This window comes from Vibrio sp. LQ2 (genome assembly GCF_023920125.1).
Classification (GTDB): domain Bacteria; phylum Pseudomonadota; class Gammaproteobacteria; order Enterobacterales; family Vibrionaceae; genus Vibrio; species Vibrio fluvialis.
In genome coordinates, this window is sequence record NZ_CP085308.1 from 1,983,488 (window position 1) to 2,008,627 (window position 25,140).

The 25,140-nt window shown below is 51.2% G+C and carries 21 protein-coding genes; 8 read left to right on the forward strand and 13 right to left on the reverse strand.

What is annotated here, in order from left to right; all coding sequences use genetic code 11:
• Positions 1-42: 42 nt before the first annotated feature.
• From LGV68_RS09340 to tesA, 4 genes are all read right to left on the reverse strand, one after another.
• Positions 43-1,692, reverse strand: a complete 1,650-nt coding sequence (locus tag LGV68_RS09340; protein WP_020329122.1) for an ABC-ATPase domain-containing protein — start codon at positions 1,690-1,692, stop codon at positions 43-45.
• A 155-nt stretch (positions 1,693-1,847) separates the two neighbouring features.
• Complete coding sequence (locus LGV68_RS09345; RefSeq protein WP_252536601.1) at positions 1,848-3,761, reverse strand: GGDEF and EAL domain-containing protein; 1,914 nt, start codon at positions 3,759-3,761, stop codon at positions 1,848-1,850.
• Between the two features lie 183 nt (positions 3,762-3,944).
• A complete protein-coding gene (fabV, locus tag LGV68_RS09350; RefSeq protein ID WP_252536603.1) occupies positions 3,945-5,132 on the reverse strand; it encodes an enoyl-ACP reductase FabV in 1,188 nt (395 codons plus the stop codon).
• Between the two features lie 163 nt (positions 5,133-5,295).
• Positions 5,296-5,895: a multifunctional acyl-CoA thioesterase I/protease I/lysophospholipase L1 gene (tesA, locus tag LGV68_RS09355; RefSeq protein ID WP_252536604.1), complete on the reverse strand. Its 600-nt coding sequence runs from the start codon at positions 5,893-5,895 to the stop codon at positions 5,296-5,298.
• Between tesA and LGV68_RS09360 the strand changes: the two genes are divergently transcribed.
• From LGV68_RS09360 to LGV68_RS09370, 3 genes are all read left to right on the forward strand, one after another.
• Positions 5,894-6,571 (forward strand): ABC transporter ATP-binding protein, encoded by a 678-nt coding sequence (locus tag LGV68_RS09360; RefSeq protein ID WP_020329125.1) that lies wholly within the window; start codon positions 5,894-5,896, stop codon positions 6,569-6,571. The two genes, tesA and LGV68_RS09360, sit on opposite strands and share 2 nt — an antisense overlap.
• Positions 6,568-9,009, forward strand: a complete 2,442-nt coding sequence (locus tag LGV68_RS09365; RefSeq protein ID WP_252536606.1) for an ABC transporter permease — start codon at positions 6,568-6,570, stop codon at positions 9,007-9,009. The genes LGV68_RS09360 and LGV68_RS09365 overlap by 4 nt, the downstream gene beginning before the upstream one ends.
• 338 nt (positions 9,010-9,347) lie before the next feature.
• The gene (locus LGV68_RS09370; protein ID WP_252536607.1) at positions 9,348-10,811 is read left to right on the forward strand and encodes an FAD-dependent oxidoreductase; all 1,464 of its coding nucleotides are present in this window, start codon (positions 9,348-9,350) and stop codon (positions 10,809-10,811) included.
• Between the two features lie 92 nt (positions 10,812-10,903).
• On the opposite strand, the gene LGV68_RS09375 is transcribed toward LGV68_RS09370, so the two are convergent.
• The 3 genes from LGV68_RS09375 to LGV68_RS09385 are packed head-to-tail and all read right to left on the reverse strand — an operon-like array spanning position 10,904 to position 13,302.
• Complete coding sequence (locus LGV68_RS09375; RefSeq protein ID WP_020430317.1) at positions 10,904-11,833, reverse strand: biotin-dependent carboxyltransferase family protein; 930 nt, start codon at positions 11,831-11,833, stop codon at positions 10,904-10,906.
• Positions 11,830-12,549 carry an allophanate hydrolase subunit 1 gene (locus LGV68_RS09380; RefSeq protein WP_252536609.1) on the reverse strand — a complete coding sequence of 240 codons (720 nt, stop codon included), beginning with the start codon at positions 12,547-12,549 and terminating at the stop codon, positions 11,830-11,832. Before LGV68_RS09380 ends, LGV68_RS09375 begins: the two co-directional genes overlap by 4 nt.
• Before the next feature lie 12 nt (positions 12,550-12,561).
• On the reverse strand, positions 12,562-13,302 hold the full coding sequence (locus tag LGV68_RS09385) for a 5-oxoprolinase subunit PxpA (RefSeq protein ID WP_020329130.1): 741 nt from the start codon (positions 13,300-13,302) through the stop codon (positions 12,562-12,564).
• A gap of 439 nt (positions 13,303-13,741) precedes the next feature.
• Here LGV68_RS09385 and LGV68_RS09390 point away from each other — a divergent pair, with 439 nt between their 5' ends.
• Together LGV68_RS09390 and galE are read left to right on the forward strand one after the other, a co-directional pair.
• On the forward strand, positions 13,742-15,724 hold the full coding sequence (locus tag LGV68_RS09390) for a diguanylate cyclase (RefSeq protein ID WP_203344112.1): 1,983 nt from the start codon (positions 13,742-13,744) through the stop codon (positions 15,722-15,724).
• A gap of 55 nt (positions 15,725-15,779) precedes the next feature.
• Positions 15,780-16,796, forward strand: a complete 1,017-nt coding sequence (gene galE, locus LGV68_RS09395) for a UDP-glucose 4-epimerase GalE (RefSeq protein ID WP_154183313.1) — start codon at positions 15,780-15,782, stop codon at positions 16,794-16,796.
• A gap of 61 nt (positions 16,797-16,857) precedes the next feature.
• Here galE and LGV68_RS09400 read toward each other — a convergent pair whose 3' ends face one another.
• Together LGV68_RS09400 and LGV68_RS09405 are read right to left on the reverse strand one after the other, a co-directional pair.
• Entirely contained in the window at positions 16,858-18,282 is a 1,425-nt protein-coding gene (locus LGV68_RS09400) for a HAMP domain-containing methyl-accepting chemotaxis protein (RefSeq protein WP_222743956.1), read from the reverse strand.
• 201 nt (positions 18,283-18,483) lie between these two features.
• Positions 18,484-19,689 (reverse strand): aromatic amino acid transport family protein, encoded by a 1,206-nt coding sequence (locus LGV68_RS09405; RefSeq protein WP_024374977.1) that lies wholly within the window; start codon positions 19,687-19,689, stop codon positions 18,484-18,486.
• Positions 19,690-20,018: 329 nt separating this feature from the next.
• Between LGV68_RS09405 and LGV68_RS21455 the strand changes: the two genes are divergently transcribed.
• The 3 genes from LGV68_RS21455 to LGV68_RS09415 are packed head-to-tail and all read left to right on the forward strand — an operon-like array spanning position 20,019 to position 22,071.
• Entirely contained in the window at positions 20,019-20,144 is a 126-nt protein-coding gene (locus tag LGV68_RS21455) for a hypothetical protein (RefSeq protein WP_020329137.1), read from the forward strand.
• Positions 20,145-20,184: 40 nt separating this feature from the next.
• Positions 20,185-20,766 (forward strand): ACP phosphodiesterase, encoded by a 582-nt coding sequence (locus tag LGV68_RS09410; protein WP_252536611.1) that lies wholly within the window; start codon positions 20,185-20,187, stop codon positions 20,764-20,766.
• A 36-nt stretch (positions 20,767-20,802) separates the two neighbouring features.
• Positions 20,803-22,071, forward strand: coding sequence for a DEAD/DEAH box helicase (locus LGV68_RS09415; RefSeq protein WP_020329139.1), 1,269 nt, complete (start codon positions 20,803-20,805; stop codon positions 22,069-22,071).
• Positions 22,072-22,146: 75 nt separating this feature from the next.
• Here the strand turns inward: LGV68_RS09415 and LGV68_RS09420 are convergent, their stop codons facing one another.
• From LGV68_RS09420 to LGV68_RS09435, 4 genes are all read right to left on the reverse strand, one after another.
• Positions 22,147-22,893 (reverse strand): TetR/AcrR family transcriptional regulator, encoded by a 747-nt coding sequence (locus LGV68_RS09420; protein ID WP_020430310.1) that lies wholly within the window; start codon positions 22,891-22,893, stop codon positions 22,147-22,149.
• 94 nt (positions 22,894-22,987) lie between these two features.
• On the reverse strand, positions 22,988-23,299 hold the full coding sequence (locus LGV68_RS09425) for a cytochrome c (protein WP_252536613.1): 312 nt from the start codon (positions 23,297-23,299) through the stop codon (positions 22,988-22,990).
• A 66-nt stretch (positions 23,300-23,365) separates the two neighbouring features.
• A complete protein-coding gene (gene ltaE / locus LGV68_RS09430) occupies positions 23,366-24,370 on the reverse strand; it encodes a low-specificity L-threonine aldolase (protein ID WP_252536614.1) in 1,005 nt (334 codons plus the stop codon).
• Positions 24,371-24,392: 22 nt separating this feature from the next.
• Positions 24,393-24,908, reverse strand: coding sequence for an NUDIX hydrolase (locus tag LGV68_RS09435; RefSeq protein ID WP_252536616.1), 516 nt, complete (start codon positions 24,906-24,908; stop codon positions 24,393-24,395).
• Positions 24,909-25,140 lie beyond the last annotated feature (232 nt).

Consider the following 25,140-nt stretch of genomic DNA (forward strand, 5'->3'; position numbering starts at 1 on the left):
CTATCAGCGGGCGTTTTTTGATGGCTTACTGGTTTAAGAGGCTTACGCTTTAAACTGCGATTTACGCATGCGGTTCAATGCAGCCATCGCATCCAGAATGCGTGGTTTCGCCAGATCGCCGTGATTTGGCATCGCGGTGTGCCACTGCTCAGTCAGCATCTCTGCCATCTCTTTGGCCGGATTTTTCGACCAACCCGGTAATTGCGCCAGCTGGAACCACAGCCAGCCGATTGCATTCACTTCAGATGCAGATTCCAACTGCTCCAGCGCAGAGATATCGGCAAACTCCTTACCGAAACGCAGTGCGTCAACCCCTTTCGCCGACACACGGAATTTGCCATCAACCAGAATTTTTTGCAGAGCTGCACGATTGAATGAACGCGGCGGGAAAGTTGCCAGCGGCGTTTCACACTCGTTGCGACGCTCGGTTGGGTGCTGGGCAATCACTTGCTGTGCTTTTTCTGTCACATCCACCGCTTGGTAATCGTGCATCTGAATCACGGTGTCTGCCACATCCAGATAGTCGCCAGAACCGCCCATAACAACCAGCGTTGAAATGCCGAGTTCATCACGCAGCTGACCGATACGGTCAACCAGCGGCGTGATAGGTTCATCGCCTTTACTGACCAGCGCCTGCATACGTTCATCACGAATCATAAAGTTGGTTGCTGATGTATCTTCGTCAATCAGCAGCGTCGTTGCACCGGCTTCAATCGATTCCTGTAACCAGGCGGCCTGAGACGTCGAGCCAGACGCATCTTGCGTGCTGAAATCGCTGGTATTCTTAGCCATCGGCAGATGGTTAATGTAATTCGACAGATTCAGGTTGTGTACGCAGCGGCCGTCTTCGGCGCGAATCTTCATCGCATTGCCATCGGTCACGATACGTTCACGGCCATCACCCGGAATGTGGTTGTAAATTGAGCGCTCCAGCGCTGTCAGCAGGGTCGATTTACCGTGGAAGCCACCGCCGACAATCAGAGTGATACCTTTGCGAATACCCAGGCCGCTAATGTCACCTTGGTTTGGCGTGCTCAGTGTCACTTCCAACTCTTTCGGAGCGGTAAAAGGAACGGCTTCTTTCATCGGCAGATCGCAGTTACCAGCCAGACGTGGCAGTACGCTACCGTTGGCGACAAACGCTACCAGGCCTTTGTCTGCCAGTTGGGCACGCAATGCATCCTGATCTTCGATGATTTCGCAGTGCTGAATCAGCGCCTCTTTGTCCAGTTCACGTTCGATAGTGGCGCGGCGAATAAACTTCGGCATGTGGAAGGTCAGGATATTGAGGGCCTTTTTCGCCAGAATATCACGGCCTTCTGCTGGCAGACTCATGCGAAAACGCAGCTCAATACCGTGATCGTTAAACACCACAGAGGTGCTGTCGAGCACGGTTTGACCCGTCAGCGAAATGGAAATGGAGTTTTCCTGCTTGGCAAATTCTGCAAATGAACGCGCGATAAAGTCACGTGCAGCGCGTTGATAAGACGGCGATTTTTCGCGTAGCCAATCCAAGCCGGTCAAAGACCAGGCGCGGGTGGCGCGCAGACGAGATGCGGATGCGTAAGGATCCGACTGAACGTAGTCGATATACAGGGTATAGTCACCAAAATCATATTGGCCTTTAATTTGCTGATACGCTCGGTAATTCTGTTTTTCGAGTTTTTTCAGTATAGATGTTAATAAATCCATCTCGTTTATCGCTCATTGAGAAAGAGAAAAGGGGGCGATTATAGGGAGCGCCCACCTATGAGTAAAGGGATGATAAGCAATTCAAACCAGAGGGGAAACCTTTAATTGATTCCCTGCGATAGAGCGATTGGCGTTTGTTGGCGCTATAAGCTGGTTTACTTTGCCGCCTGACTGGTTCCGTTTCCCAAAGGGGCAAACGAGTAACTTTGGTTCAGCATGGCCAATTCAAATTCTTCTGTGGCAATCGGGCGACTGTACAAATAACCTTGCGCGGAATCGCATCCTTCCTCGACAAGAAACGCGTCCAGCTCTGGGCTATCAACCCCTTCAACGCCGACTTCAAGATGAAGTTTCTGAGCAACATGAATCACCGAGCGCAGGATTTCCTGATCTTCGCTGTTGCTGACAAGCTGCTGAATGAACGTCTTATCGATTTTGATCGCATCAAACGGGTATTTCTTCAGATGATGGAATGAAGCAAATCCGGAGCCAAATTCGCTTAATGTCAAATGCACGCCCAAATCATGCAATGCTTGCAGAGAATTACGTGCCACCACTTCGTCAGACAGCAAAGCGCTTTCGTTGATCTCCAAGTCGAGTTGAGATGGCAACACATCGTGTGCGTTCAGCAGCGCCTCTATTTGCTGTGCCAATTGACCATTTTGCAGTTGGACCGCCGAAATGCTGGCGGTGAGTTTTAGCTCCGGATAGGCGGTACGCCAGCGACTCGCTGTTTCAATGGTGTGGCGCAAAATGAAATGGCCAAGTTCAAACATCAGTCCATTTTGTTCCGCCATCGTCATTAACGCTTCGTGGGAGACGTCTCCGAGCAGAGGATGGCTCCAGCGCAATAACGTTTGCGCTCCAAGCCAGCGACGAGAATCCGGCGCAACTTTAGGCAGGAAAGAGAGCAATAAATCATCGTTCTGCAACGCCTGAAGCAGGTAGCTTTCAAACGCATTGGCCGACGAGACATTATCGAACGCCGATTGCGAGTGATAGTAAAACGAGTAGCCGGAGTCTTTACAAGCTTGCATCGCCTCTGTGGCGTACTGAATTAATTCACTGCTGTTGTCGCTGTCTGCACTGGTTGCAATGCCAATATACGCGTTGAGATGGAACCGTTCGCGGTCAAGCTGAAATTCAGCCTGATGGATCCCGGTTAAGCGATGGCACAGCAGTTCTAAGGTTCTGTCGAGCGATGCCGATTTCACCAACAAGATGAGATCGGTGACGCTCGGTCTGGCAGTGACTATCTCTACACCTTCAAAATGACCCACGCGTTCACGATAGCGTTTAAGTACCTGTTCCCAGCGCTGATAGCCGAGACGTGACTGCACATGACGAGCATTGGCAAAGCCAATGTAAATCAATGCAAGCGGTTGCTTGCTTTGCAGCGCTTGTTCCAGCTCGGATTCTAATCCTGCGCGGTTTAAGAAGGCCGTACCGCTGTCGTGATGCAGTTGAAAAGCGACCAGTTGTTCGGCGGCTTTACGTTTATCGATTTCCTGATTCAGTGAGTAATTCAGATCGGCCAGGTCCTGAGTGCGAATTTGAATTCTGGCCTGTAAATCATCGTTCAGCAGTTTCAGTTTGTGATGCTGATAAATCACGGTGAGCTGAGACTCAACCGCGGTGCGAAAACAATGGAGTAGCTGCCGATAAGTCGGGGTGAAAAAATTCTCTTTGTTGTCGAGCACGCAAATCGTGCCGAAAACGTCTCCGTTGGGCCACAGAATGGGGATGCCGCAATAAGCGACCATACCCAGTGCGATATCCGGATTCTTCCGCCATTTCAGGTCGTTGAGCGCGTTTGGCACCACAAGCTCCTTGCGGCTGTGCACCACCGTTTCACAGTACAGACCGTGGCCTAATGCCTCCGTATCTCCGCTGTGATAGGGCTGACGAACGTTGTTGTTGGCGCAGAATACTTCTATTTCTTCATCGTGGATGCGCATGATTAGCGCGGCAGGAACATGGAGAATATCGGCAAGCAGGTTAACGATGGTTTGCCAGCCACTCAGCATGTCTTGGGGGACAGTTAATGCATGCGTATTGATTCTCGACATACAGTCAATCCTTTGAAAGTCGGCAGAGGAATCTGAACAATCCTTGCTCAGCATGCGCGCTGCTTAGGGTTGCAGCACGTCTTTATCAGTATATGAACAGCTTTATTGTTCGACAAAAAAAGTCCCGACAAATACTCGGGACCTTCACAAATTGACAGAAATTGTCACGAACGACTCGCGAAATCACTTATAGCGTTCTAAGTCGATGTCTGCATCGTAGTCGACATTGTCAAACCCAAACCCGTTGAGACGCAGAAACTCCGCTTTGAACCCGGCGTAATCGCCAACCTGCTTAAAGTTGTCACCGTCCATATCCGACAGCAACTGTCGCACTCGCTCTTGCGTATCAGGATTGAGTTCCCAATCGTCCATACGAACCAAGCGTTCACCGTCAACGGGAACGGGAGTTTTGCCATACAGCTTGTCACTGAACAGACGATGCATCTGCTCGATACAGCCTTCGTGCGTACCTTTCTCTTTCATGACTCGATACAAAGCAAGCAGGTACGGGCTGAGACCCGGAATAAATACGCTGGCTTTGGTCACGAGGGCTTTACACACGGTCGCGTAGGCTCCGCCGTCAAAATTCGCCAGTTTAAGATTGAGCGAATGGCTGGTTTGGTGCAGATCGATTTTCGCCCGGCCGAGCGTACCGTCCAGGTAGATAGGGTGGGTAATCTCAGGGCCCACATAAGAAAACGCGATGGTTTTACAGCCTTGAGCAACAGATTCGGTGTTGATTAACGTATCGATCCAATCCTCCCAGTCTTCACCGCCCATAACACGCAGCGTGCTATCGATCTCTTCTTCGTTGGCAGGCTCTAAAGTGGCATCGACCCACTTATCATTTTCCAGCAGAATGGCAGCGCCAGATACGGGCTCACCGATGGGTTTGATTGCTGAGCGCCAGAAATCCTCGCTGCCGGGTTTGCGGCGCATGCCACTGGCGATACTGTAAATCACCAGATCCACTTCGCCTTCAAAATAGGTTTCAATCGCTTCGATGACTTGTTCACGGACTTGTTTAGAAAATACGTCGCCATTGATGTTGATGGCGATACGGCCTTCTCGGTCGGCCAGCTTCTTGAACGCCAGATTATTGAAGTAGCCAGCGCTGCCGACACCTTTGTCTGACGGGCCGCGCTCAAAGGATACGCCGATGGTATCGGCTTTGGCTCCGCCGAATGTGAGTGCAATGCGTGCCGCCAGACCGAATCCGGATGACGCCCCGAGGATCAGAACGCGTTTGGGCCCTTGTGTGATCGGTTTTGCCGATTTAACGTACTCAATTTGTTGTAAAACAGCTTGTTCACAGCCAAGTGGATGAGCGGTGCGGGCCACTACACCCTGAATAACGGGCTCAATGCGCATTGATGATCACCTTTGTTTCATTACAGTAGGGGGAGCGTTAACAATATCGTAAAGTTGCGTAAATTTTATTGAGCTAGACCATTAAAAACTGGGATTTTAAACAAGGAAGGCAGATTCCACCGCATTAGTGGGGCGGAATCTGGAAAGAAAAGGTAAGCAGCACTCAGAGTAGCGGTGCGAGTTGTTTTGCCATGTAATCGGCAATCCAAGGTTGAGCTTCCGATTTCGGATGCAAGCCATCCTTCATCATCCATTCTGGTTTGACGATGACTTGCTCAAGAAAAAACGGAATCAATGGAACGGCTTTTTCGTCCGACAGTGTCGGGTAGAGCTTGGCAATGGCATCACTGTATCGCTTGCCGTAATTGGGCGGAATACGAATTTGCATCAGAATGACTTGACTCTGGGTGGCCTGAATCTGGTCAATCATGCTGCGCAGGTTGTTCTCGACCACATTCGGTGGAAAACCGCGTAAGCCATCATTAGCGCCGAGTTCGATCAGAACCGCATCCGGTTGATGCTGTTTCAGCAATGAAGGCAGGCGGTCCAGGCCGTTACCCGTGGTATCACCGGAGATGCTGCCGTTAACAACAGAAACATTTTTGCCTTTTCCCTTCAAGGCGCGGCTCAGTAAACTGGGCCAAGCTTGCTCAATCGGCATCTGGTAGCCAGCGCTTAAACTATCGCCAAGTATTAAGAGTGTGTTACTACTAGCGCTAGCGGAAAAGAAAAGAACAAGAATCAAGGAAAGTCGTCGAATCATGCAAACACCTGTTATTTCAGCTCAATCGTTGTCCAAAGTAGTCTCCACCAATCAGGAGCAATTAACAATCCTTAAAGAGGTGAATCTGCAGATTCATCAGGGCGAAAGCGTTGCCATCGTCGGTACTTCTGGCGCGGGCAAGTCGACCTTAATGACACTGCTTGCCGGGTTAGATACGCCAAGCCACGGAGAAGTTCACTTACTCGGGCAGGCACTGTCTGAACTTGATGACGAAGCGCGTGCGGCGATCCGCAGTGAATCGGTCGGCTTTGTGTTCCAGAGCTTTCTGTTGATTCCCAGCCTTTCGGCACTGGAAAACGTCACGCTGCCATGTTTGCTGAAAGGCGAGGCCGAAGATCGCGACCGCGCGACCGCGCTGCTGGCGTCTGTCGGATTGGAACATCGCATTCATCACTCACCGGGACAGCTTTCTGGTGGTGAGCAGCAACGGGTCGCGTTGGCGCGCGCCTTTATGATTGGCCCGCAGGTGCTGTTTGCCGATGAACCGACGGGCAACCTGGATCAGGAAACGGCCGCCAAAGTGATTGATTTGCTGTTTGAACTCAATTCAAAACATGGCACCACGCTGGTGCTGGTGACGCACGATCCGAAACTGGCGGCACGCTGTGACCGCCGTTTCCACATGCAAGCAGGCATGCTGGAGGAGCGTACATGAGTCAGACCTCTGCCCCCGCGCTCAACCAGCGCTTAATTCGCTGGAGCCTGAGCGAGATTCGTCACGGTCAGTTGTGGCCCATTTCTGTGGCGCTGACCTTGATCATCGCTTGCGTATTTGCTCTCACGGCGCTGGCCGGACGCATGGAACAAGTGGTGGTGAAGCAGGGCAAAGATGCCCTGACTGCTGACAGCGTGTTTGTGTCCGCCAACCCGATTCCGTCCGCGCTGCAATCGCTCACTCAGCAGCAATCGATGACAACCTCGAACATGACCCGCTTTGCGACCATGGCGTTCAGTGACAACGGCATGCAGTTGGTGACAGTCAAAGCGGTGGATAGTCAGTATCCCATTCGCGGCGAAATGCAGCTTTCCGACGGCAAAAGCATCGTCAATCATCTTCAGCCCGGTCAACTGTGGCTGGATGAACGTATTTTTTCCCAGCTCAACGTGGCGATTGGTGACAATGTGACAATTGGGGATGCGGATTTTACCGTCAGTGGTCGCATCGTCGAAGAGCCTGGTTTGAGTTTTAACCCGTTTCAACAAATGCCGTCGGTATTTATTCACCAGCAGGATGTGGCGAAAACCGGCGCCTTGCAAATTGGTAGTCGCGTCAGTTACAGCTTGTTTATTAACGGTGAACCTGCGCAAATCGAGGCGCTGAAAAAGGCGGTTGAACTGACACCAAGCGATCGCTGGCGCGATCAGAACAGCGCCAGTCGTACCAATGAAGTGTTTGAACGCACGCAGCAATACCTCTCTCTGACCGTTGCTATTGTGATCATCATGGCGGCGACGACGCTGGTGTTGACTTGTCAGCACTATGTCTCAACACGTCAACGCACCATTGCCATGCTCAAAAGTTTGGGCGCCAGCAAACGTTGGATTGGTCGCTGGTTAGCGGTGCAGGTACTGATGTTACTCGGATTTGCAGCAATTGCCGGCATCGTGATTGGTGTCGGGCTGGAGTACTTGTTGCGCGTGCCGCTGGTGGATCTGCTGCCCAATCCGTTGCCGGGTTACGGCTACAAGCCTGCCATCGTAGCGTTGGCCTCCAGCGTGTTGATTGCTGTGCCTGCGCTCGGTATTCCGCTTGGACATCTGCTGAATGTGAATGCCGTGAGCGTGCTGCAAGCGGCGCAAAAACAAAATCGCCACCACTGGAATGTGGCGCTGATTTTAGTGCCGCTGATCCCGATGTTAGCGGTGTACTGGCAAAACCGTTTGGTGTGGATTGTGTTGGCTGGCATTGCGGTTCTGTTTGTTGTGTTAGCGGTATTGAGCGTCGCCGTAACGCGCCTGCTCGGTCGTCTTCCGCTCAGTACGTCAATGAAATTGGCACTCAGCCGAATCAATCGTTCCAGCGTGGCGACGGGGATTCAGTTTGGCGCGCTGTCACTGTCGCTGATGTTGCTTGCGGTGATGTGGTTGGTGCGTACCGACCTGCTTTCGGACTGGCAGCGCACACTGCCACCGGATGCCGCGAACGCCTTTGCACTCAATATCGCTCCGTATGAGAAAGAGGCTTACCTCAAAACACTCGACGACGCCGGGATCGAACGCTCTCAGGCGTTTCCAATCATTCGGGGCCGTTTGGCGGACATTAACGGTGTTGATGCCAAAACATTGACTCAGGGGGAAGAGGGAACGGACGCGCTGCGCCGTGAGCTCAATTTTACCTGGGGAGAGTCGCTACCGAGCTACAACGAGGTGTTGGAAGGCAAATGGACCACACACGATGGTGTCTCGGTCGAGGAAGAAGTCGCGCGCGATTTGGGGTTGAAAATCGGTGACAAACTGACTTTTGTCATCAACAGCCAAAAGATTGAAGCGGTCGTTAACACCATTCGCCACGTAGAGTGGCGCGAAATGAAGCCGAATTTCTATTTCATCTTCACGCCGGATGTCATGAAAGACATTACGGGCAGCTGGCTGGTGAGTTTCCGGGTTGAATCCCAGAATGATGCGCTGCTCAACCAACTGTCGCGCAATCATCCGACGGTGAGCTTGTTGGATATCCGCTCGATGGGAGCGAAGATCCAGACGCTACTGACGCAGATCGTTTGGTCGATCACCGTTCTGGCGGCTCTGGGAGTCGTGGCAGGCATCTTGTTGATCTTCACGCTGCTGCGTTTGAGCTTGAGCCAACGTCAACAAGAAATTCAGCTCTATCGTACTCTGGGAGCGAGTCGACGCCGAGTGACCCGCACGATATGGGCTGAATACGGTTTGATGGCGCTGATTGCGGGTCTGGTCGCCAGTATCAGTGCGGATACCGTCGTAGCGAGTGTGATGAAATTTGGTTTTGAACTGACACCATCGGCGCATTTCCTGATGTGGCTGACGTTGCCGGTGGTGACGTTTTGCACACTTGCTGTCGTTGTGAGCAGTCTGATTAAGCGGTTATTAGTCCCTATAAATAAAGCGTTTAATTAGAAGTTACTTGAGTAATTAGTTTAGTTATCCACAAAAACAGTGGATAAAGTTTGGGATAACTCAGCCTGTTAATAACTCACCGTTTCGCGCCAGCCCCGTGCCGCCGAAGGATCCAGCCAATTCGTTATGCACAAGGGGTCGAAAACGCGGTTTTGGCAATAATGAGTCAAGCATTTTTTTTCATTTTTTTGTCTTGATTTGTTCATAGAGTGATCTAGGTCCTCTGATGAGTAGTAAGAGAAAAATTGACGACATAAATGTGTCGTTATTGAGATAAGACCGCGTAAAAAATGTGATTTTCATAGCGTTTTACAAGCATTAGAATAAGCAGTGAATAAATGACTATCGGCAGTGAAATGTTACAAACAACGCCAAATACCGTGTCACCCAGCGTCGCTATCATTGGTGGTGGTGTTGCGGGGGCGACTGCAGCAGTTCATATGAGTGAATTAGGGCTCAACGTGTTGCTGTTGGAAAAAGGACCGGGGTTAGTCAATGGCCCACCTATTTGTCACCTGCATGCGGGCGGTAACTTGTACCGGGAAATCTCGCAGCAACAGTGCGTTGAGTTACTCAGACAGTCGATTGAGACGGTGCGCCTTTATCCTCACACGCTGAATAAGCGTCCGACGGTGATTGCGGTTCCGCATACCGACCCGGGGCAGCCGGAAGAGATTTTGCCGCGTTTGTCAGTCATTCAGGACGCGTATCAATCGCTGGTGGATGAAGATCCCCGCAATCAAATTCTCGGCGCACCGCAAGCGTATTATCAGACGTTTGATCGTGCGCAACTTGAAGCTCTGGCGTTAAAAACTCAGCCTCAGGAACCGACCACGATCGAGGAGTGGCTGATTCCGTTTGCTCAGCACACGGATTTGTCCACCTTGAAATATCCGGTGGTTGCGGTTCAGGAATATGGCTGGAGTGTCTTTCGTTTGGCAGCCAGTGCCGAACTGGTGCTGGCGTCTTTGGACAACTGCCAAGTGCTGACTAACGCGACCTTAGTTGCTTCGGCGTTCGTGGATAACCAGTGGCAACTGACATATCAGGATAAAAACGGGCACCAACATCAACTGGTGAGCGATTATCTGGTCAATGCCTGTGGCTTCGAAACCGGTAAAGTCGATGACATGACGCGCTTTTCGCGCCAGCGCCTGGTGGAATTCAAAGCCGCTTATGTTACGCATTGGCCGCAGTGCCAGCAGCAGTGGCCAGAAGTGATTTTCCACGGGCCTCGTGGCACACCGCAAGGAATGGCGCAACTGACGCCGTACGCTGATGGGGTGTTCCAACTGCACGGCATGACTCAAGGCATTACCCTGTTTGAAGATGGTTTGGTTGCGTCCAACGGCATCTCTTCGCAGCCGCAATTACCGGGTTATCTTGCCAACAAGATCACGCAAGGCTGGCAGGCTGACGCAACTCGTGAGCGTACCGAGCGGGCGATTGAGCATATGAGCCAGTTTGTGCCTGACTTTGCTCGCGCTGAAGTCGGCGGTAAACCATTGTTTGGCGCGCAGCAGATCCCCGGAGAAGACGCTACGCTGCGTGCTGCGGATGTGACTTTTGAAGCGCGTCATTATGCGCGGATTGAAGTGGTTAAAGGCTCTTCAGCGCTGGAAGCTGCGCGTAAGATTGTCGCTGAATGGCAATTGGCGGACGAACAGGCTGCAGACTCGATAGAGGCTCAGCATCCGGTCAGCATGAGCCTTTCCGCAGAGCAGGTAGAGCGGAAAGCTCTGCAATTGGCTGACGAACGTGGTTATCCACAAGCGCTGGCGAAAGTGGTAGGAATGGCTTAAGCCATGAGCATAGAAATAAAAAAGCCCTGATGAATCAGGGCTTTTTTTGTGCGTATTTGCGGTAAAAATGACAAATGTGGCTCCGCGGACTTTTAGTAGCCGAAAAATCGTGCCCACTGGCACCACACATCTTGCAAGCCTTCCAAATCGCCTCTGACAAAACGAACGCTCTGGCCGGGTTTGGCTTGTGCTAAACGTGGTAAGTCGATCTTCGCCACGCAACCTATTTTTGGGTAGCCGCCGATTGTCTGGCGATCATTGAGCAGCACAATCGGTTGCCCATCCGGTGGAATCTGAATAGCGCCGAGAGCGATCCCTTCTGACAGAATGGGCTCAGAGGGAGGCGTGACCTCTGGCCCGGTCAGGCGATAGCCCATGCGGTCGGCATGCTGGCTGACGGTGTAGGTACGGTTAAAGAAGGTGTGCAGACTCTCTTTGTCAAAGCTGGCGTTCTGGTAACTCTCAATCACCCGCAGTCGCAGTGGCAGGTTGTAATCTGGCTTGAGTCGAAACGTCATTTGTAGCGGTTTTGTGTCTAGCGAGTGGGGCAGGAATTGCAGCACGTCACCTTTTTGTAGTGGTTTGCCATTCTGATGCAATCCGCCCAGACCTTCTTTTTTTACGGTAGAGACGCTACCTAAGTGGGCGTTAACCACAAAACCGCCGCGTACCGCGAGATAAGAGCGAAGTCCGTTGCGCGGTAGGGAAAACTTAAGCCGTTGTCCCTTTTGCGCGCTGAACGTACACCAGTTAGTCAGTGGTTTGCCATCAAGTGTGGCATTGAGGTCGCCGCCCGTGATGGCCATCTGACAAGGATGCTGAAGCTCAAATTCGGCCTGGCCTAAGGTAATTTCCAGAGTGGCAGCATTGACCGAATTACCCAGCAGGTGGTTAGCCCAACTGTAAGCATAATCATCCACCGGGCCCGATTGGGTAATGCCGACATGGCTGAGTCCAAAGCGGCCGAAATCCTGAATCAGACTGAGTTGACCTGGCTTGATTACTGTCATGCAAGTTTTCATCGTGCGCTTCCCCATTGAAATTGCTCAGGTGCGATTATTCCGCCTAGCTCAAGGAATTCATCCCGGCTGATGGCACGAAAGGTCACTTGGCTGCCAATCCCCCAAGGTATCATCGGCGATGTATCTGGCGTAAAGAGTGGCAGAGGGCAGTTCCCGATGATATTCCACCCACCAGGCGAGGCGTTTGGATAGACCGCGGTTTGCTGCTCGGCAACCGCAACGCTGCCTGCTGGAAGAGAGAGTCTCGGCGTGGCATGTCGCGGCTGGCGCAGTGGCTCGGCCACTTCCGTCATAAACGCAAACCCTGGTGCGAATCCGATGGCGCACACAGTGTAGGTTTGCTTGCTATGCAGTGCAATCACGTCATCCAGAGAGAGCCCCTGTTGCTGATACAGTCCTAAATCCGGCCCGACATCTGGGTGGTAATAAACTGGCAATTCAACGGCCGCCGCAGGTTGAGCGTCCTTCTCGGTGGCTTTCTCAACACACTGTATGACGCGTTTTGCGAAGGTCTGAGGTGCAATGCGATACGGTAAGTAGTCAATCAGAATGGTGGTGTAAGAGGGAGTCACGTTCATCACGTAGTCTCCCAGAGTGAGGCGGATTCGTTTGGCTATCTCTCCGATGATGAGAGACAGTGAAGCATGGGCTTGATGATCAAAACGAATCAGCAGGCTACTTTCTGCAACCTGCTCGATAGAGTAATTGAGGCGCAATTAAAATCCTTTTCATATGTCCAGTTGGTCGCGAATTTTGGCGATTAAGGCAATGGCTTCGTCGTTGTCGCCGTGTACACACAATGTGTCGGCCTCGATGGGAATCACGAAACCATCGGCACTGGTTACCTTGCCATATTTTGCAATTTGTTGCACTTGGCTCAGAATCGCATCTTCGGTTTTGAGCACCGCGTTGGGCATGGAGCGTGGTGTCAGGCTACCGTTCGCCAGATAGGTGCGATCAGCAAACGCTTCAAAAAGCAGCGGGACGTCATAGCTGTCAGCAATATCCAGATAATCCTGATTGTTGGATGAAGCTAAAATCATCAGCGGAACGTTGAACACCGACACGGCATCGACCACGGCTCGGAAGATCTCTTTATCACACATCATGTCGTTATAGAGCGCTCCGTGTGGTTTGACGTAACTCAACTCGGCATTTTTGCTTTCACACAGCGCTTTCAAAGCGCCAATCTGATAGATCAGGATTTCGCAAATTTCCTCATCACTGAACGCCATGGAGCGGCGACCAAACCCTTGTAAATCGGGGTAACCCGGGTGAGCGCCAATCATGACATCGTGTTGCAGCGCCATATCAATGGTTTTGCTCATGACGTGAGGGTCGGAGGCGTGAAAGCCGCAGGCGATATTCGCCATATCCACATACGGCATCACCAGATCGTCGGCGCCCATTTTCCAGGCACCAAAACTTTCGCCCATGTCGCAGTTGAGTTTGATTGTACGTGTCGTCACCGGATTCGCTATCCTTGTTGTGTAAGTCACGGTTAAGTTGCAGGAAATGCGCGCTGCAAACAGTGATCCTATTCATTGTTCCTGTATTGCAGTCTCCGGTTTCTCAGCGGTTTGTCCAGATTTTTACGCGTCCCTTGAAAAGAATAGTGAACCAGAAAAGATTCAGGAAAGTCGCTCGGTCTTATTCTGAGCCAAGATGATCCCAGTTCGTGCGAGTGAGTGCGGGGTTATTGCTGTAAAATGGGTGAAAAACTGAGCGGGTACAACGTGGAGGACGTGTGGCAGACATAGCCGTTTAGTATTCGCAATTACTCAAAATCAATAATTTGCGCCTATCTTTATCGAAGGCAGTGGCAGAAATCGAGACAAATGAGACCTAACAACAGGCCCGGATTGGCCATAATGAATCTGCGGTATTTGATATTACAAGGTCGGCGGTATGGCTGATCTGTCATTGCGCACCAAACTGCTGTTCCCTATTTTTCTGCTGATGACGTTGATTTTCTTCATCGCGCAGGGGTTCGGGCTGTATACCGCCACAGAATTACGCCAGACCAACCTCATCGAGCGGGTCAATGTGTTGTCGAAAGGCGTGGCATACAACCTTCAGGCGGCGGTGCTGTTTGATGATCAACTGGCGGCGCAAGAAGTGTTGTCGGCATTTTCTGCCGACAGTGATGTGGTGCGGGTCAAGCTGTATAACGAATACGAGCAGCTGTTTGCGATGTATGAGCGGCCAGACAGCAGCGCGCCGATACCAAACGAAGCTCAGCGAGAGCAGATCCGCCTGCATCAGTATGCGATTGGCGATGATTATATTTACCTGCGCGTGCCCGTTGCGATCGACACCGATCACATGGCGTCTTTGCGGGTCATTATTTCCAAGCAATCGATCGACCAGCTCTACGAATCGGCGCTGTATAACGCCAGCTTCTTTTTCTCGCTGCTATTGGTTGGCGGTCTCATTCTTTACTGGATGGCGCAGCGCATGATTCTTTCTCCCGTGCTGGCACTCAATCAGGCGATGCAAGCGTTCATCGAAAAGCGTGAGCGCAGCCAAACACTGGTGAGCCGTTCGGACGATGAGATCGGCCATCTGGTCAATGCATTCAACACCATGCTGGATAAGTTAGAACAGCGTGAACGTCAGGTGTTGTTTACTCTCGACAAGCTGGAGCAGGAAAAATCGTTCGCGAACGAAGTGGTCGACACCGTGCAGCACGCACTGGTGGTTGTCGATGCGATGGGGATGATCATTCACTCCAATGATGCTGCCAATCATGTGTTCAAATGCACCAGTGCCTATCTGCGCGGGGCGAATCTGTTTCATGTGCTGAAAACCGAGGATATCGATCTGATTGAATCGGCACTGCGCAATGAAATTCAGCTCGATGAGCAGCTATTGGTTGCTACTGATGTGTTCAGCCATCAACTGTTGTTGCGGGTGGGAAGCCGGGCATTGTCTCGTCCGGGGCAGACGCTGTTCGCCATTCAGGATGTCACTGAGGTTGAAATTGCTATGCGCCGTCAACGTCTGGCGGCCGGGGTGTTTGAGAACAGTCAGGATGGCTTGATGGTGCTCAACGCTCAGGGTGAAATTACATTAATTAATCCGGCGGTAACCCGGTTACTCGGTTATAGCCGCGACTTAATGTTGGATAGACAACCCCAGAACAGCGTGGCGTGGCAGCAGCTTTCTGATCTGTTACCCGCCATTTCGGAAGCGGTGGCCGTGCAGGGCCGATGGCAGGGCGAAGTGTGGGAGCAACATCAGGACGGTCATCTGGTGCCATTGCTGATCAAGGTGAATCGAATCTCTTTGCCGGAAGCGCCACACGATTACGACATGGTGTTTATGATTTCCGATTTGTCGAACATCAAAGAGATGGAGCGGTTGGAGTATCTGGCTCATCATGATTCGCTCACCGGGCTGGCCAATCGCAGTGAACTTTACCGTGTACTGGAAGATATTCTGGCCACCAATCGTAACAAACTGGTGCCGTTTGCGCTGATCTATCTGGATCTGGATGGCTTTAAACAAGTCAACGACTCGTATGGTCACGATGCGGGTGATGAAGTACTCAGGCAGGTGTCAGAACGTTTACTTTCTCAGGTGCGCAGCCACGATCTGGTGGTGCGTCTCTCAGGCGATGAGTTTGTCTTGGTGATTCATCCCAGTGAGCGTGACAGTGTCGCGTCGTTGGCAAGTCGGCTGCTTGCTTTAATTGCGCAGGATATTGTCTATCGCGGCCAGTTGCTGAACGTCGGCGCGAGTCTGGGGATCTATTTTGTCGACTCTGTCGATGAGGATATCGATACCATCATGAAATCAGCGGACAGTGCCATGTATCAGGCCAAGTGTTCCGGAAAAGGACGTTTTGTTCTCATTGATAAGGCACAGCGAGATCAAGCCGATTCCTGAGTGATTTCAGGGGCTAATGCCGCTACAATGACCGCAAATTCTAAGGAGGCTAGGCATGAACGTTTTAGTAACAGGTGGCATGGGCTACATTGGCAGCCATACCTGCATTCAAATGATTGCAGCGGGAATGACGCCTGTCATTCTGGACAACTTGTACAACAGCAAATCCACCGTATTAGCGCGCATTGAAAAAGTGTCAGGTGTGCGCCCTCAATTTATCGAAGGCGATATTCGTGACAAAGCACTGCTGATCGACGTGATGCAACGTCATCAGATCCAATCGGTGATCCATTTTGCTGGCTTGAAAGCCGTGGGCGAATCGGTACAGAAGCCACTGGAATACTACGATAATAACGTTAATGGCACTCTGGTGCTGGTGGATGCGATGCGTGAAGCGGGCGTGAAGTCGCTGGTATTCAGCTCATCGGCGACAGTGTATGGCGATCCGGCATCCGTGCCAATCACCGAAGATTTTCCGACCAGTGCGACGAACCCTTATGGCCGCAGCAAACTGATGGTTGAAGAGTGTCTGACCGATTTTCAAAAAGCGAACCCGGACTGGAGCATTACCTTGTTGCGTTACTTCAATCCGGTTGGTTCACATCCATCGGGCGAACTGGGTGAAGACCCACAAGGTATTCCTAATAATCTGATGCCGTTTATCTCACAAGTGGCTGTCGGCCGCCGTGAATTCTTGTCGGTCTTCGGCAGCGATTATCCGACCAAAGATGGCACTGGTGTGCGCGATTACATTCATGTGATGGATCTGGCGGATGGTCATATTGCAGCACTGAAAAAAGTAGGCGAGAAAGCGGGTCTGCACGTTTATAACCTGGGGACAGGCAATGGCTATAGTGTGTTGGAGATGGTGAAAGCGTTTGAAGCGGCCTCAGATAAAGCCGTGCCTTACCAGCTGGTGGAACGCCGTCCGGGCGACATCGCAGAGTGCTGGGCTGACCCGGCGAAAGCGCAGCAAGAACTGGGTTGGAAAGCGACGCGCACGCTGGAAGAGATGACTCAGGACACCTGGCGCTGGCAATCCAATAACCCGCAAGGTTATCCGCAAGCCTAGTGGCAAAGATAGAAAAGCCAGTCTGATGACTGGCTTTTTGTTTGTCTGCGAACAGTTAAGCTTAGTTGGTGCGGTAACGTTCCAGAATCTGACCAAGGTTGCGCGTGGCTTGCGCAATGTTGGCAATACCTGCCGAGGATTGCTGTGCTACTGTGCGGATGGTGTTGGACTGCGCGCGAATATCACTCAGTTCTGCCGCAATATCATTTGCCACTGAGCTCTGCTCTTCCGCAGAGGTAGAGATCTGCACGCTCATGTCGTTAATCATTTGCGCAGAGTCGGCGATCTGGTTGATGTCCTGGCCGATTTCAGACACCAGCGAACTGCTGCTCTGAGCTTGTGTCACCGTCTGTTGGGTCATCTTAGCGATGTTCTGGCTTTCGGTTTGCAGTTTTTCAATCATTGACTGAATCTCAACGGTCGCTGCCTGCGTGCGGCTGGCCAGGGTACGCACTTCATCCGCAACCACAGCAAAACCGCGTCCCTGTTCACCAGCGCGAGCGGCTTCGATCGCGGCGTTCAGTGCCAGCAGGTTAGTCTGTTCGGAAATTGCGTTGATGGTGGTGATCACTTCGTTAATCTGAATCGCGTTCTCGTTCAGGGTCGAGACCGAAGAAGAGGTTTGCGCAATGAATTGCGATAGCTGCTCAATCTCATTGATCGCTTGTTGTACGCGGCGACGGCTGCTATCGACCTGCTTTGAATCCTGCTCGGCCTGATGAGTCGCTTGCTGAGAAATGCTCGACACTTCCTGAGCAGAGGCTGTCATCTCTTCCATCGCAGTGGCAACAGAATCCAGTGACGCATACTGGTTTTGAATCTGGGTTTCGCTCTCTTTCATCTCTTTGGCAAACGAGTTTGAGCTGTCACTCAGAGTGGATGAGTTGTCTTTCACCGATACCACTAAGTCCGTCAGCGTATCCATGGCGTTGTCTAGTGCGCAGCCGATAGTACCAAACTCATCGCGGCCCGGGTGAAAACCAAGACGTGACGTCAAATCGCCTTCCGCAATTTTCAATGTGGTGGTGTAGAGCACCCACAATGCGCCGCCGATAAAGGTGGCTACCCAGTAAACGAAAATGGCAAACGGAATCGCCCACAAGTAGGCCATAAAGAAAGAGGTCAGGGCATCTGAGCGAGTTTGCTGTGCCTGACGGGTGAAATCTTCGCTGAGTGCATAGACTTTGCCGTCGCTCGCGCTCGATGTTGCGGTCACGCGGCCGTTGTTATAAGTGGTATCGGCAATGCTTGAGCGAGTTTGTAGCCCCGGAATGGTCGTCACGTCACCATGACTTAACATCCCTTGTAATTTGTATTCTACGGCCAGTTTTGACTGATCTTCAAAACGCGTCAGCGTGTCGAAGTAGCGAGCGCCAGCAATGGCAGTTAACGCGGTCAGAAAGAGGGCAAAAATCACCCACATTTTGTCGTTGATCGACATCTTAATGAACACGCGGTCAATCGTCCTGAATTGAACTTCTTTCATGGTTACTCCGGTGCAACAGAAATAGATTGGAATAGACGGGTATATCGTACCGCTGAATGTGTTTAACCCTGCATAAATTTATGAAATATATGTTGGGTTAATTAATGAAAGTGAGATGTTTGTCAAATTAGGTGGGCGAATAATAAAAAGGGTGAATACCGTAATATTCACCCTGTTGCGTTTACTTTATCGAAAGTAAGATTAGCCCAAAGATGGCAGAACCCCGACGGTAATGAGCAGCTGCGCGCCGACGATTAGGATGCCTACGACACCGGTGATCGCGAGAGCCGGAGTGCCACCCATTACTTGGTAGTAGTCGTTGTTATTCGACTGACGACGTACGCGGGCAACCATCACCAACGGCAGGAAGATAGCCAGCACAGCCAGTGCGATAGCGGCGTAGCCCAGTGCCATGATAAAACCTTGTGGGTAGAACAGCGCAAACATCAACGGTGGAGTGAAAGTGACCAGCGACGCGACGATGCGGTTCATGTTGCCATCTTTCTTACGGATGGTGTCACCCATGAATTCAAACAAGCCTAGGCTGACACCCAAAAACGAGGTCAGCAGTGCCAAATCGGCAAAGATACCAATCACATGGCCTAAGTTCGACTGATGAACGGTTTGCGACAGTGTGCCGATAAGCGCACTCAGACCCGCGTTATCAACCAGATCCGGTTGGCTTACGACACCCAGTGTCACCACTTGCCAGAATACGTAGATGACCAGCGGTATCGCAGAGCCGACGACGATCGCTTTACGCAGAGAAGGGGTGTGACCGTCCAGGTAGTTAACGATCGCCGGAATACTGCCGTGGAAACCAAAGGAGGTGAAAATGACCGGAATAGAGGCGACGATAAGGCCTTGGCCCAGCGGCATACTCAGCAGATAAGACTGACTGACATTTGGTGCAAGGAAGGTTAACACCATCACCATGGCCACCATCTTACCCGCAAACAGCAAGCGGTTGACGCGATCCACAGTACCCGTACCGATGGTAACGACCGCCGCGACAATCAGGGTGAAAATCAGTGTGCCAGTCGGCCCGCTCACTTCAAGGCCGGTAAATTCGCTGATGCGGTTGGTAAACTGCGCGCCGCCACCGGCAATGTATGCTGCGCAAAGTGCGTAGAAAAGGAACAGCATAGCAAAGGTCGCGATCCATTTACCTTTATTGCCAAGGATCTGTTTAGCAAGCGTGTGCAGCGTTGCGTCTTTGTCTGCGTATTGGTGAATTTCCACCATCAGCAGCGCGGTAAACGCCATGAGTGCCCACAGTGCGAGCATAATCATCAGGGAAGTGGAGAAGCCGATTCCGGCTGAGGCTAGCGGCAGAGCCAGCATACCAGCACCAATGGTGGTGCCAGCGATAATCAAAGTACTGCCTAAAAGCTTTGATTGCATCATAATGTAAACTTATATGTACGATTGTTGTGGTTGCATAAGTGCATTGTGCGAATAATGACCAGTTAATAACGTCACAATCGCTGGTTTTGAGCTATTTTGTAGCACCAAAGGGTTTTGGTCAACGTGTTTGTAAAAATAAAAATCCATAAGTGTAATTAAAAATGTACACCTTGAGCTGTGCTGATTGATGGGGTAGCAAAAGCGGCACAACCTATGATAAACATCATACTTTGTTGCAAGATGACTTTCGGTTTTCACAGGAGTGTCATATAAGCAATATAGAAAGGAAACGGGATGGTGAATCCCGCGTTTTATTAAGGAGGTCGACAATGAGTGACCAAACAACATACCAAGAAGACAGTCTTGAGCTGCTTGATGCGCTTGAAATTGGTTTTGATCTGTCTGAATACGAGTCAGCTCGTGAAGAAATCAACGACGATTTCTGTCTTCAATAATCCCGTCAGATAAGCCAACCTTGGTGTTGGCTTTCCGCTTATGAACTATCTAGCCCATCTCCACATCGCGGATCATTGTCAGAGTAGCCTGCTCGGCAACCTGTTAGGTGATTTTGTCAAAGGTGACCCCAGCGCACAATTTTCTCCCGAGATTGCGCGTGGTATTCGTTTGCATCGTTTGGTTGATGCATACACAGACAGTCATCCGGTTATGCAGCAAGCCAAAGCTTGCTTTTCCCCGCAAACCCGCCGTTTTGCGCCGATTGCGCTGGATATGTTCTGGGATCACTGCCTGGCAAAAGAGTGGCGCCTGTACCATGATCTTTCACTAAGAGCGTTCGTAAACGGCGCGCAGCGACAGGTTCAGCAGGCGTATCCTGCGCAGTTACCCGAGCGCTTTACCCGCGTTTCTGAACATATGTGGCAGGGACGTTGGCTGGAGTCTTATGCTGACTTCGATAACATCGAGTTTGCGCTGCAACGCATGTCGCAGCGCAGTGCACGTATGGCGACTCTGGCTTACTGTTTTGACAGTATGAACAAGCACTACCAACCTTTGCGCCAACTGTTTTCCTCTCTCTATCCGGACGTATTAGAGAAAGCCAAACGCGCAGAGGTCTGATACAATCCGCGGCCCATTGTTTTTCGAGTAAGTAACATGTCCGCAGAATCTTCAACTTTTCTTTCATTAGGCATTGCTCCGGCGCTGGTTGAGCGTCTGCAGCAGCTTGGAATCCAAACGCCAACGGATATTCAGGCTCAAGCAATTCCGCATGTGCTGGAAGGGAAAGATGTGTTAGCGGGCGCGCAGACTGGCACCGGGAAAACCGCCGCGTTTGGTCTGCCACTGATTCAGCGCTTTCTCGATAACCCGGCGCCTCGTGAAGCCAACAGTAAGGATATTCGCGCGCTGGTTCTGGTTCCGACCCGTGAATTGGCGCAGCAAGTGTTCGATAACCTGCAAGCGTATGCTCAGGGCAACGAGCTGAAAATCGTTACTGCCTATGGTGGCACCAGTATGAACGTTCAAAAGCAAAATTTGCGTGGTGGGGCGGATATTCTGATCGCAACTCCAGGCCGGTTGCTTGATCATGCCCACGTGAAAACACTCTATCTCGGTAACGCAGAAGCCTTAGTGTTGGATGAAGCCGACCGCATGCTCGACATGGGCTTTATGCCGGACATTCAGCGCGTACTGCGTAAAATGCAGCATGATCGCCAAACCCTATTCTTTTCCGCGACGTTTGATAGCAAAATCAAAGCGTTTGCTCATCGCATGATGCAAACACCCGTTGAAGTGCAGGTGGCGCCGAGTAACTCTACAGCTGATACCGTTGAGCAAATGGTGTACCCGGTGGATAAGAAGCGCAAACGTGAACTGCTGGCGTATCTGATTGGTTCACGTAACTGGCAGCAGGTGCTAGTGTTTACGCGCACCAAGCAAGGCAGTGATGCTCTGGCACAAGAGCTGAAACTGGATGGCATCAAGGCCGCATCGATCAACGGTGATAAAAGTCAGGGCGCACGCCAAAAAGCATTGGATGATTTCAAAGCAGGTAAAGTTCGCGCGTTGATCGCGACTGATGTTGCCGCACGCGGGATTGATATCGCCGAACTGGAACAAGTGGTGAATTTCGATATGCCGTTTAAGGCCGAAGATTACGTTCATCGCATTGGCCGAACGGGCCGGGCTGGCAAATCCGGCTTTGCGGTATCCTTGATGAGCCACGATGAACAGCCTCTGTTGGAAGCGATCGAGCGTCTGCTGGATAAGCGTCTGCCGCAAGAGTGGCTAAAAGGGTATGAGCCATCGCCAGTCGTGATGAGTGATGAGAGCAATGCGCCTCGCCGTAACAGCCGCTCGTCGGAAAAGCGTAAAATGAAAGCCAAACTGAAGATTCATGCCAACCGTGGCAAAAAGCAGTAAGCATTAAGCATTATTGAGCTGGAATTGACTCGATGTCACACGATTAAAAAAGGCTGCCCTCGGGCAGCCTTTTGTCTATTCTTCCGCTATCTCACACATTTGCGCACACTGTTTTTCCCAGTTGTAGTCCAGATTGTAAACCAGATCCGTTACCGCCTTTGGTTGTAATACACTCTCTGAAGGTACATTAAATTTGTGCACCATAATGTCGTTAAACAGTTGCCAGTGGCGCAGCAGACAGACATCCAGATCGTCGGTTTCTTCGATAAAGGTCTCTCGCAAAAACGGCGTAAGGCTTGCAGCACCATGGGTGTACATAATCATCTGCCACTTCAGCTCCCAGATTTTAATTGGGGAATCCGGGTATTCTGTGTTGTATTGGTTGGATAAGTCTTCAATCAGACACTCCAGCTCACCGGCTGTATCAATGAAGTAGTCGAACAACGCATCTTCCTGACGCACGGCATCGGCGATCAGTTGGATCGGTTGTTTGACGATCAGACCATGAGCGAGCAGGCGCATGATAAAGGTATACAGCTTGACGTTCACCGGAGTGGTGTCGGGAATGTTGTCCAGCACCTTGCGAATGTAATGTTGCATGTAAAGGTGCAGACCATCACTGATGCTGTGCCAAATCTTCTCTTTGCTGCCAAAGTGATGACGAATGAGACTGTGCGATACGCCGGCCTTTTCACTGATATGACGCAGAGAAACCCGGGCATAGCCGAGCTCGCAGAACATTTCTGCTGCCACTTTTAAAATGTGATATCGGGTTTTCTGTGCATCTTGAGCGCTGCGGCGCCCTTGTCTCTTTTCTGTCATTGCTTCTTTTAGTCCACCTTGTCGGCCGTTGTTTTACCAGATCTGATCCGGAGTTTCACGGAAAAAAGCACAGTGATAGCGACTGTTTGCTCATTTAATCGCCCTGTGAAGCATAAAATGCAGCAATGTCACGCAAGTCTTCATCATTGAGCTTTTGCAACTGCGCTTGCATCATCTGCGCTAATGCCCCGGAACGTTCACCATTTTGGTAAGCCTTCATCGACGAAAACAGGTAGTTTTCGCTCTGGCCTTTGAGATTAGGGTAGCTTGAGTTAACGGCTTTTCCATCAGAGCCATGACAAAATATGCAACTTGGCGCCTTTTGCTGGCCAAGAACGGGATCGCCTTCAACGGCCTGAGCGTTGAGTGACACAAAGAGGACTGGGAAAAGTAGCCATAGGCGCATAATGGAATCTCCATGAAAAAACTGCGCCTATTGTAAAGCTTCCCCTTAGGGGAAGCGCAAGAGGTTCTAGAGCAGAGCGGCTAACTCGGCGAGCAATTGGTCGATGTCGCTACGCGTCACGTCTTTATGCGTGACGAAGCGCACCGGATTGCCGGCAGACACCAGAATGCCTTTGTGTTTTAGCTGTTGGCAAATGGCGCTGATATCGACCTGACTGTCGAGTTTGGCAAAGACGATGTTGGTTTGTACGTGCTCTGGATTAACGTTAAAGCCCGGTAAAGCAGCCAAACCTTGTGCCAGATGTTGCGCGTTTTCATGGTCGGTCGCGAGCTGAGCAACCTGCTCGGTGAGTGCCAGTTTGCCAGCCGCTGCAAGAATCCCCGCCTGACGCATACCTCCGCCCAACATTTTGCGAATGCGACGTGCTTTTTGAATGAATTCGGCATTACCAAGCAACAACGAGCCAATCGGCGCGCCAAGTCCTTTAGACAAACAGATCGTCATTGAATCAAAGTGCTGCGAGATTTCGCGAATATCGACATCCAGCGCCACGGCTGCATTGTAGACGCGTGCCCCGTCAAGATGCAGCTTAAGGTTGTGCTGATCGACAAATTCGCGCGCTTGTTTCAGATATTCCAATGGCAGCACTTTTCCGTTAATGGTGTTTTCCAGGCTCAGCAGACGAGTGTGGGCAAAGTGGAAATCGTCCGGTTTGATGGCGGCTTTGAGTTTGGCAAAATCCAGAGTGCCGTCCGGATTGTTTTCAATCGGTTGTGGCTGAATAGAGCCCAGGACGGCCGCGCCGCCAGCTTCATATTTGTAGTTGTGGGCTTGCTGGCCGCACAGATACTCATCGCCGCGTTCACAATGAGACATCAAACCTAGCAGGTTGGCCTGCGTGCCGGATGTGGTAAACAGCGCCGCTTCAAAACCATGACGCTCAGCGGCCCAGCATTCGAGCTCATTAACCGTCGGGTCATCCCCGTAGACATCGTCGCCCACTTCCGCGTTGGCCATGGCATCCCGCATCGCCTGAGTTGGTCGGGTCACAGTATCAGAACGAAAATCCATCTCTACTCCTTGTCTCGATTTTTTATAGATAGCCACAAAGCTTGGCTTTGCTTAAACACGCGATGGTTTTGGAATCGCTGATTTCACCTTCAATGATCTTTTGTTCCAGCTCGTGAATCGACAATTCCAGTACTTCAATTACTTCATCGTCGTCGCATTCAAAACGTGCGGTTTTGCTGAGCTGTTTCGCGACATAAAGGTACTGAATTTCGTCGCAGAACCCGGCCAGTGGTGTGACTTGGCCCAGTTCGATAAATTCGCTGGCGCTATAGCCCGTCTCTTCTTCCAGTTCGCGTTGAGCGCAGGCCAGTGGCTGCTCACCTTTCTCGATGGTGCCGGCTGGCAGTTCCAGTAACCATTTATTCAAAGAGGGACGGAACTGACGGATCACGACCACTTTGTTGTCTGTTGTGACAGGCAGAATCACCGCAGCGCCCGGATGTTCAATCGTGGTGTGCGTTACGGTCCGCCCGTTTGGCAGTTGCACCTCTTCTTCAATCAGAGAAATGGTTTTCCAGGTGTGTATGGTTTTGCTCATGCAAATAATCTTCAGGTTGGGTGAGAGCCGCGTTTGGTTATTAATAGCATTATTTATTAATATCAAAGAGTTGCTATTCGCGACTGTCATGAATCAGTGTAGGAATCTGTCTGTTTCCACCTTAACTCAATTTGTTTTCATAACCCAAACACTATCTGATGGGATTGTGTTATCCGTGCGGTGATTGGTCGTTCTGCGTCCGATGTGAAGCGGTGAGGTTAAAGTGGCACTT

Bases quoted from the DNA above. Each gene is read 5' to 3' on its own strand.
- LGV68_RS09340 (WP_020329122.1), bottom strand. From the start codon at position 1,692: ATGGATTTATTAACATCTATACTGAAAAAACTCGAAAAACAGAATTAC.
- LGV68_RS09365 (WP_252536606.1), top strand. From the start codon at position 6,568: ATGAGTCAGACCTCTGCCCCCGCGCTCAACCAGCGCTTAATTCGCTGG.
- ltaE (WP_252536614.1), bottom strand. From the start codon at position 24,370: ATGGATTTTCGTTCTGATACTGTGACCCGACCAACTCAGGCGATGCGG.
- LGV68_RS21455 (WP_020329137.1), top strand. From the start codon at position 20,019: ATGAGTGACCAAACAACATACCAAGAAGACAGTCTTGAGCTGCTTGAT.
- galE (WP_154183313.1), top strand. From the start codon at position 15,780: ATGAACGTTTTAGTAACAGGTGGCATGGGCTACATTGGCAGCCATACC.
- LGV68_RS09405 (WP_024374977.1), bottom strand. From the start codon at position 19,689: ATGATGCAATCAAAGCTTTTAGGCAGTACTTTGATTATCGCTGGCACC.
- LGV68_RS09420 (WP_020430310.1), bottom strand. From the start codon at position 22,893: ATGACAGAAAAGAGACAAGGGCGCCGCAGCGCTCAAGATGCACAGAAA.
- tesA (WP_252536604.1), bottom strand. From the start codon at position 5,895: ATGATTCGACGACTTTCCTTGATTCTTGTTCTTTTCTTTTCCGCTAGC.
- LGV68_RS09425 (WP_252536613.1), bottom strand. From the start codon at position 23,299: ATGCGCCTATGGCTACTTTTCCCAGTCCTCTTTGTGTCACTCAACGCT.
- LGV68_RS09390 (WP_203344112.1), top strand. From the start codon at position 13,742: ATGGCTGATCTGTCATTGCGCACCAAACTGCTGTTCCCTATTTTTCTG.
- LGV68_RS09360 (WP_020329125.1), top strand. From the start codon at position 5,894: ATGCAAACACCTGTTATTTCAGCTCAATCGTTGTCCAAAGTAGTCTCC.
- LGV68_RS09410 (WP_252536611.1), top strand. From the start codon at position 20,185: ATGAACTATCTAGCCCATCTCCACATCGCGGATCATTGTCAGAGTAGC.
- fabV (WP_252536603.1), bottom strand. From the start codon at position 5,132: ATGCGCATTGAGCCCGTTATTCAGGGTGTAGTGGCCCGCACCGCTCAT.
- LGV68_RS09345 (WP_252536601.1), bottom strand. From the start codon at position 3,761: ATGTCGAGAATCAATACGCATGCATTAACTGTCCCCCAAGACATGCTG.
- LGV68_RS09375 (WP_020430317.1), bottom strand. From the start codon at position 11,833: ATGAAAACTTGCATGACAGTAATCAAGCCAGGTCAACTCAGTCTGATT.
- LGV68_RS09400 (WP_222743956.1), bottom strand. From the start codon at position 18,282: ATGAAAGAAGTTCAATTCAGGACGATTGACCGCGTGTTCATTAAGATG.
- LGV68_RS09370 (WP_252536607.1), top strand. From the start codon at position 9,348: ATGACTATCGGCAGTGAAATGTTACAAACAACGCCAAATACCGTGTCA.
- LGV68_RS09415 (WP_020329139.1), top strand. From the start codon at position 20,803: ATGTCCGCAGAATCTTCAACTTTTCTTTCATTAGGCATTGCTCCGGCG.
- LGV68_RS09435 (WP_252536616.1), bottom strand. From the start codon at position 24,908: ATGAGCAAAACCATACACACCTGGAAAACCATTTCTCTGATTGAAGAA.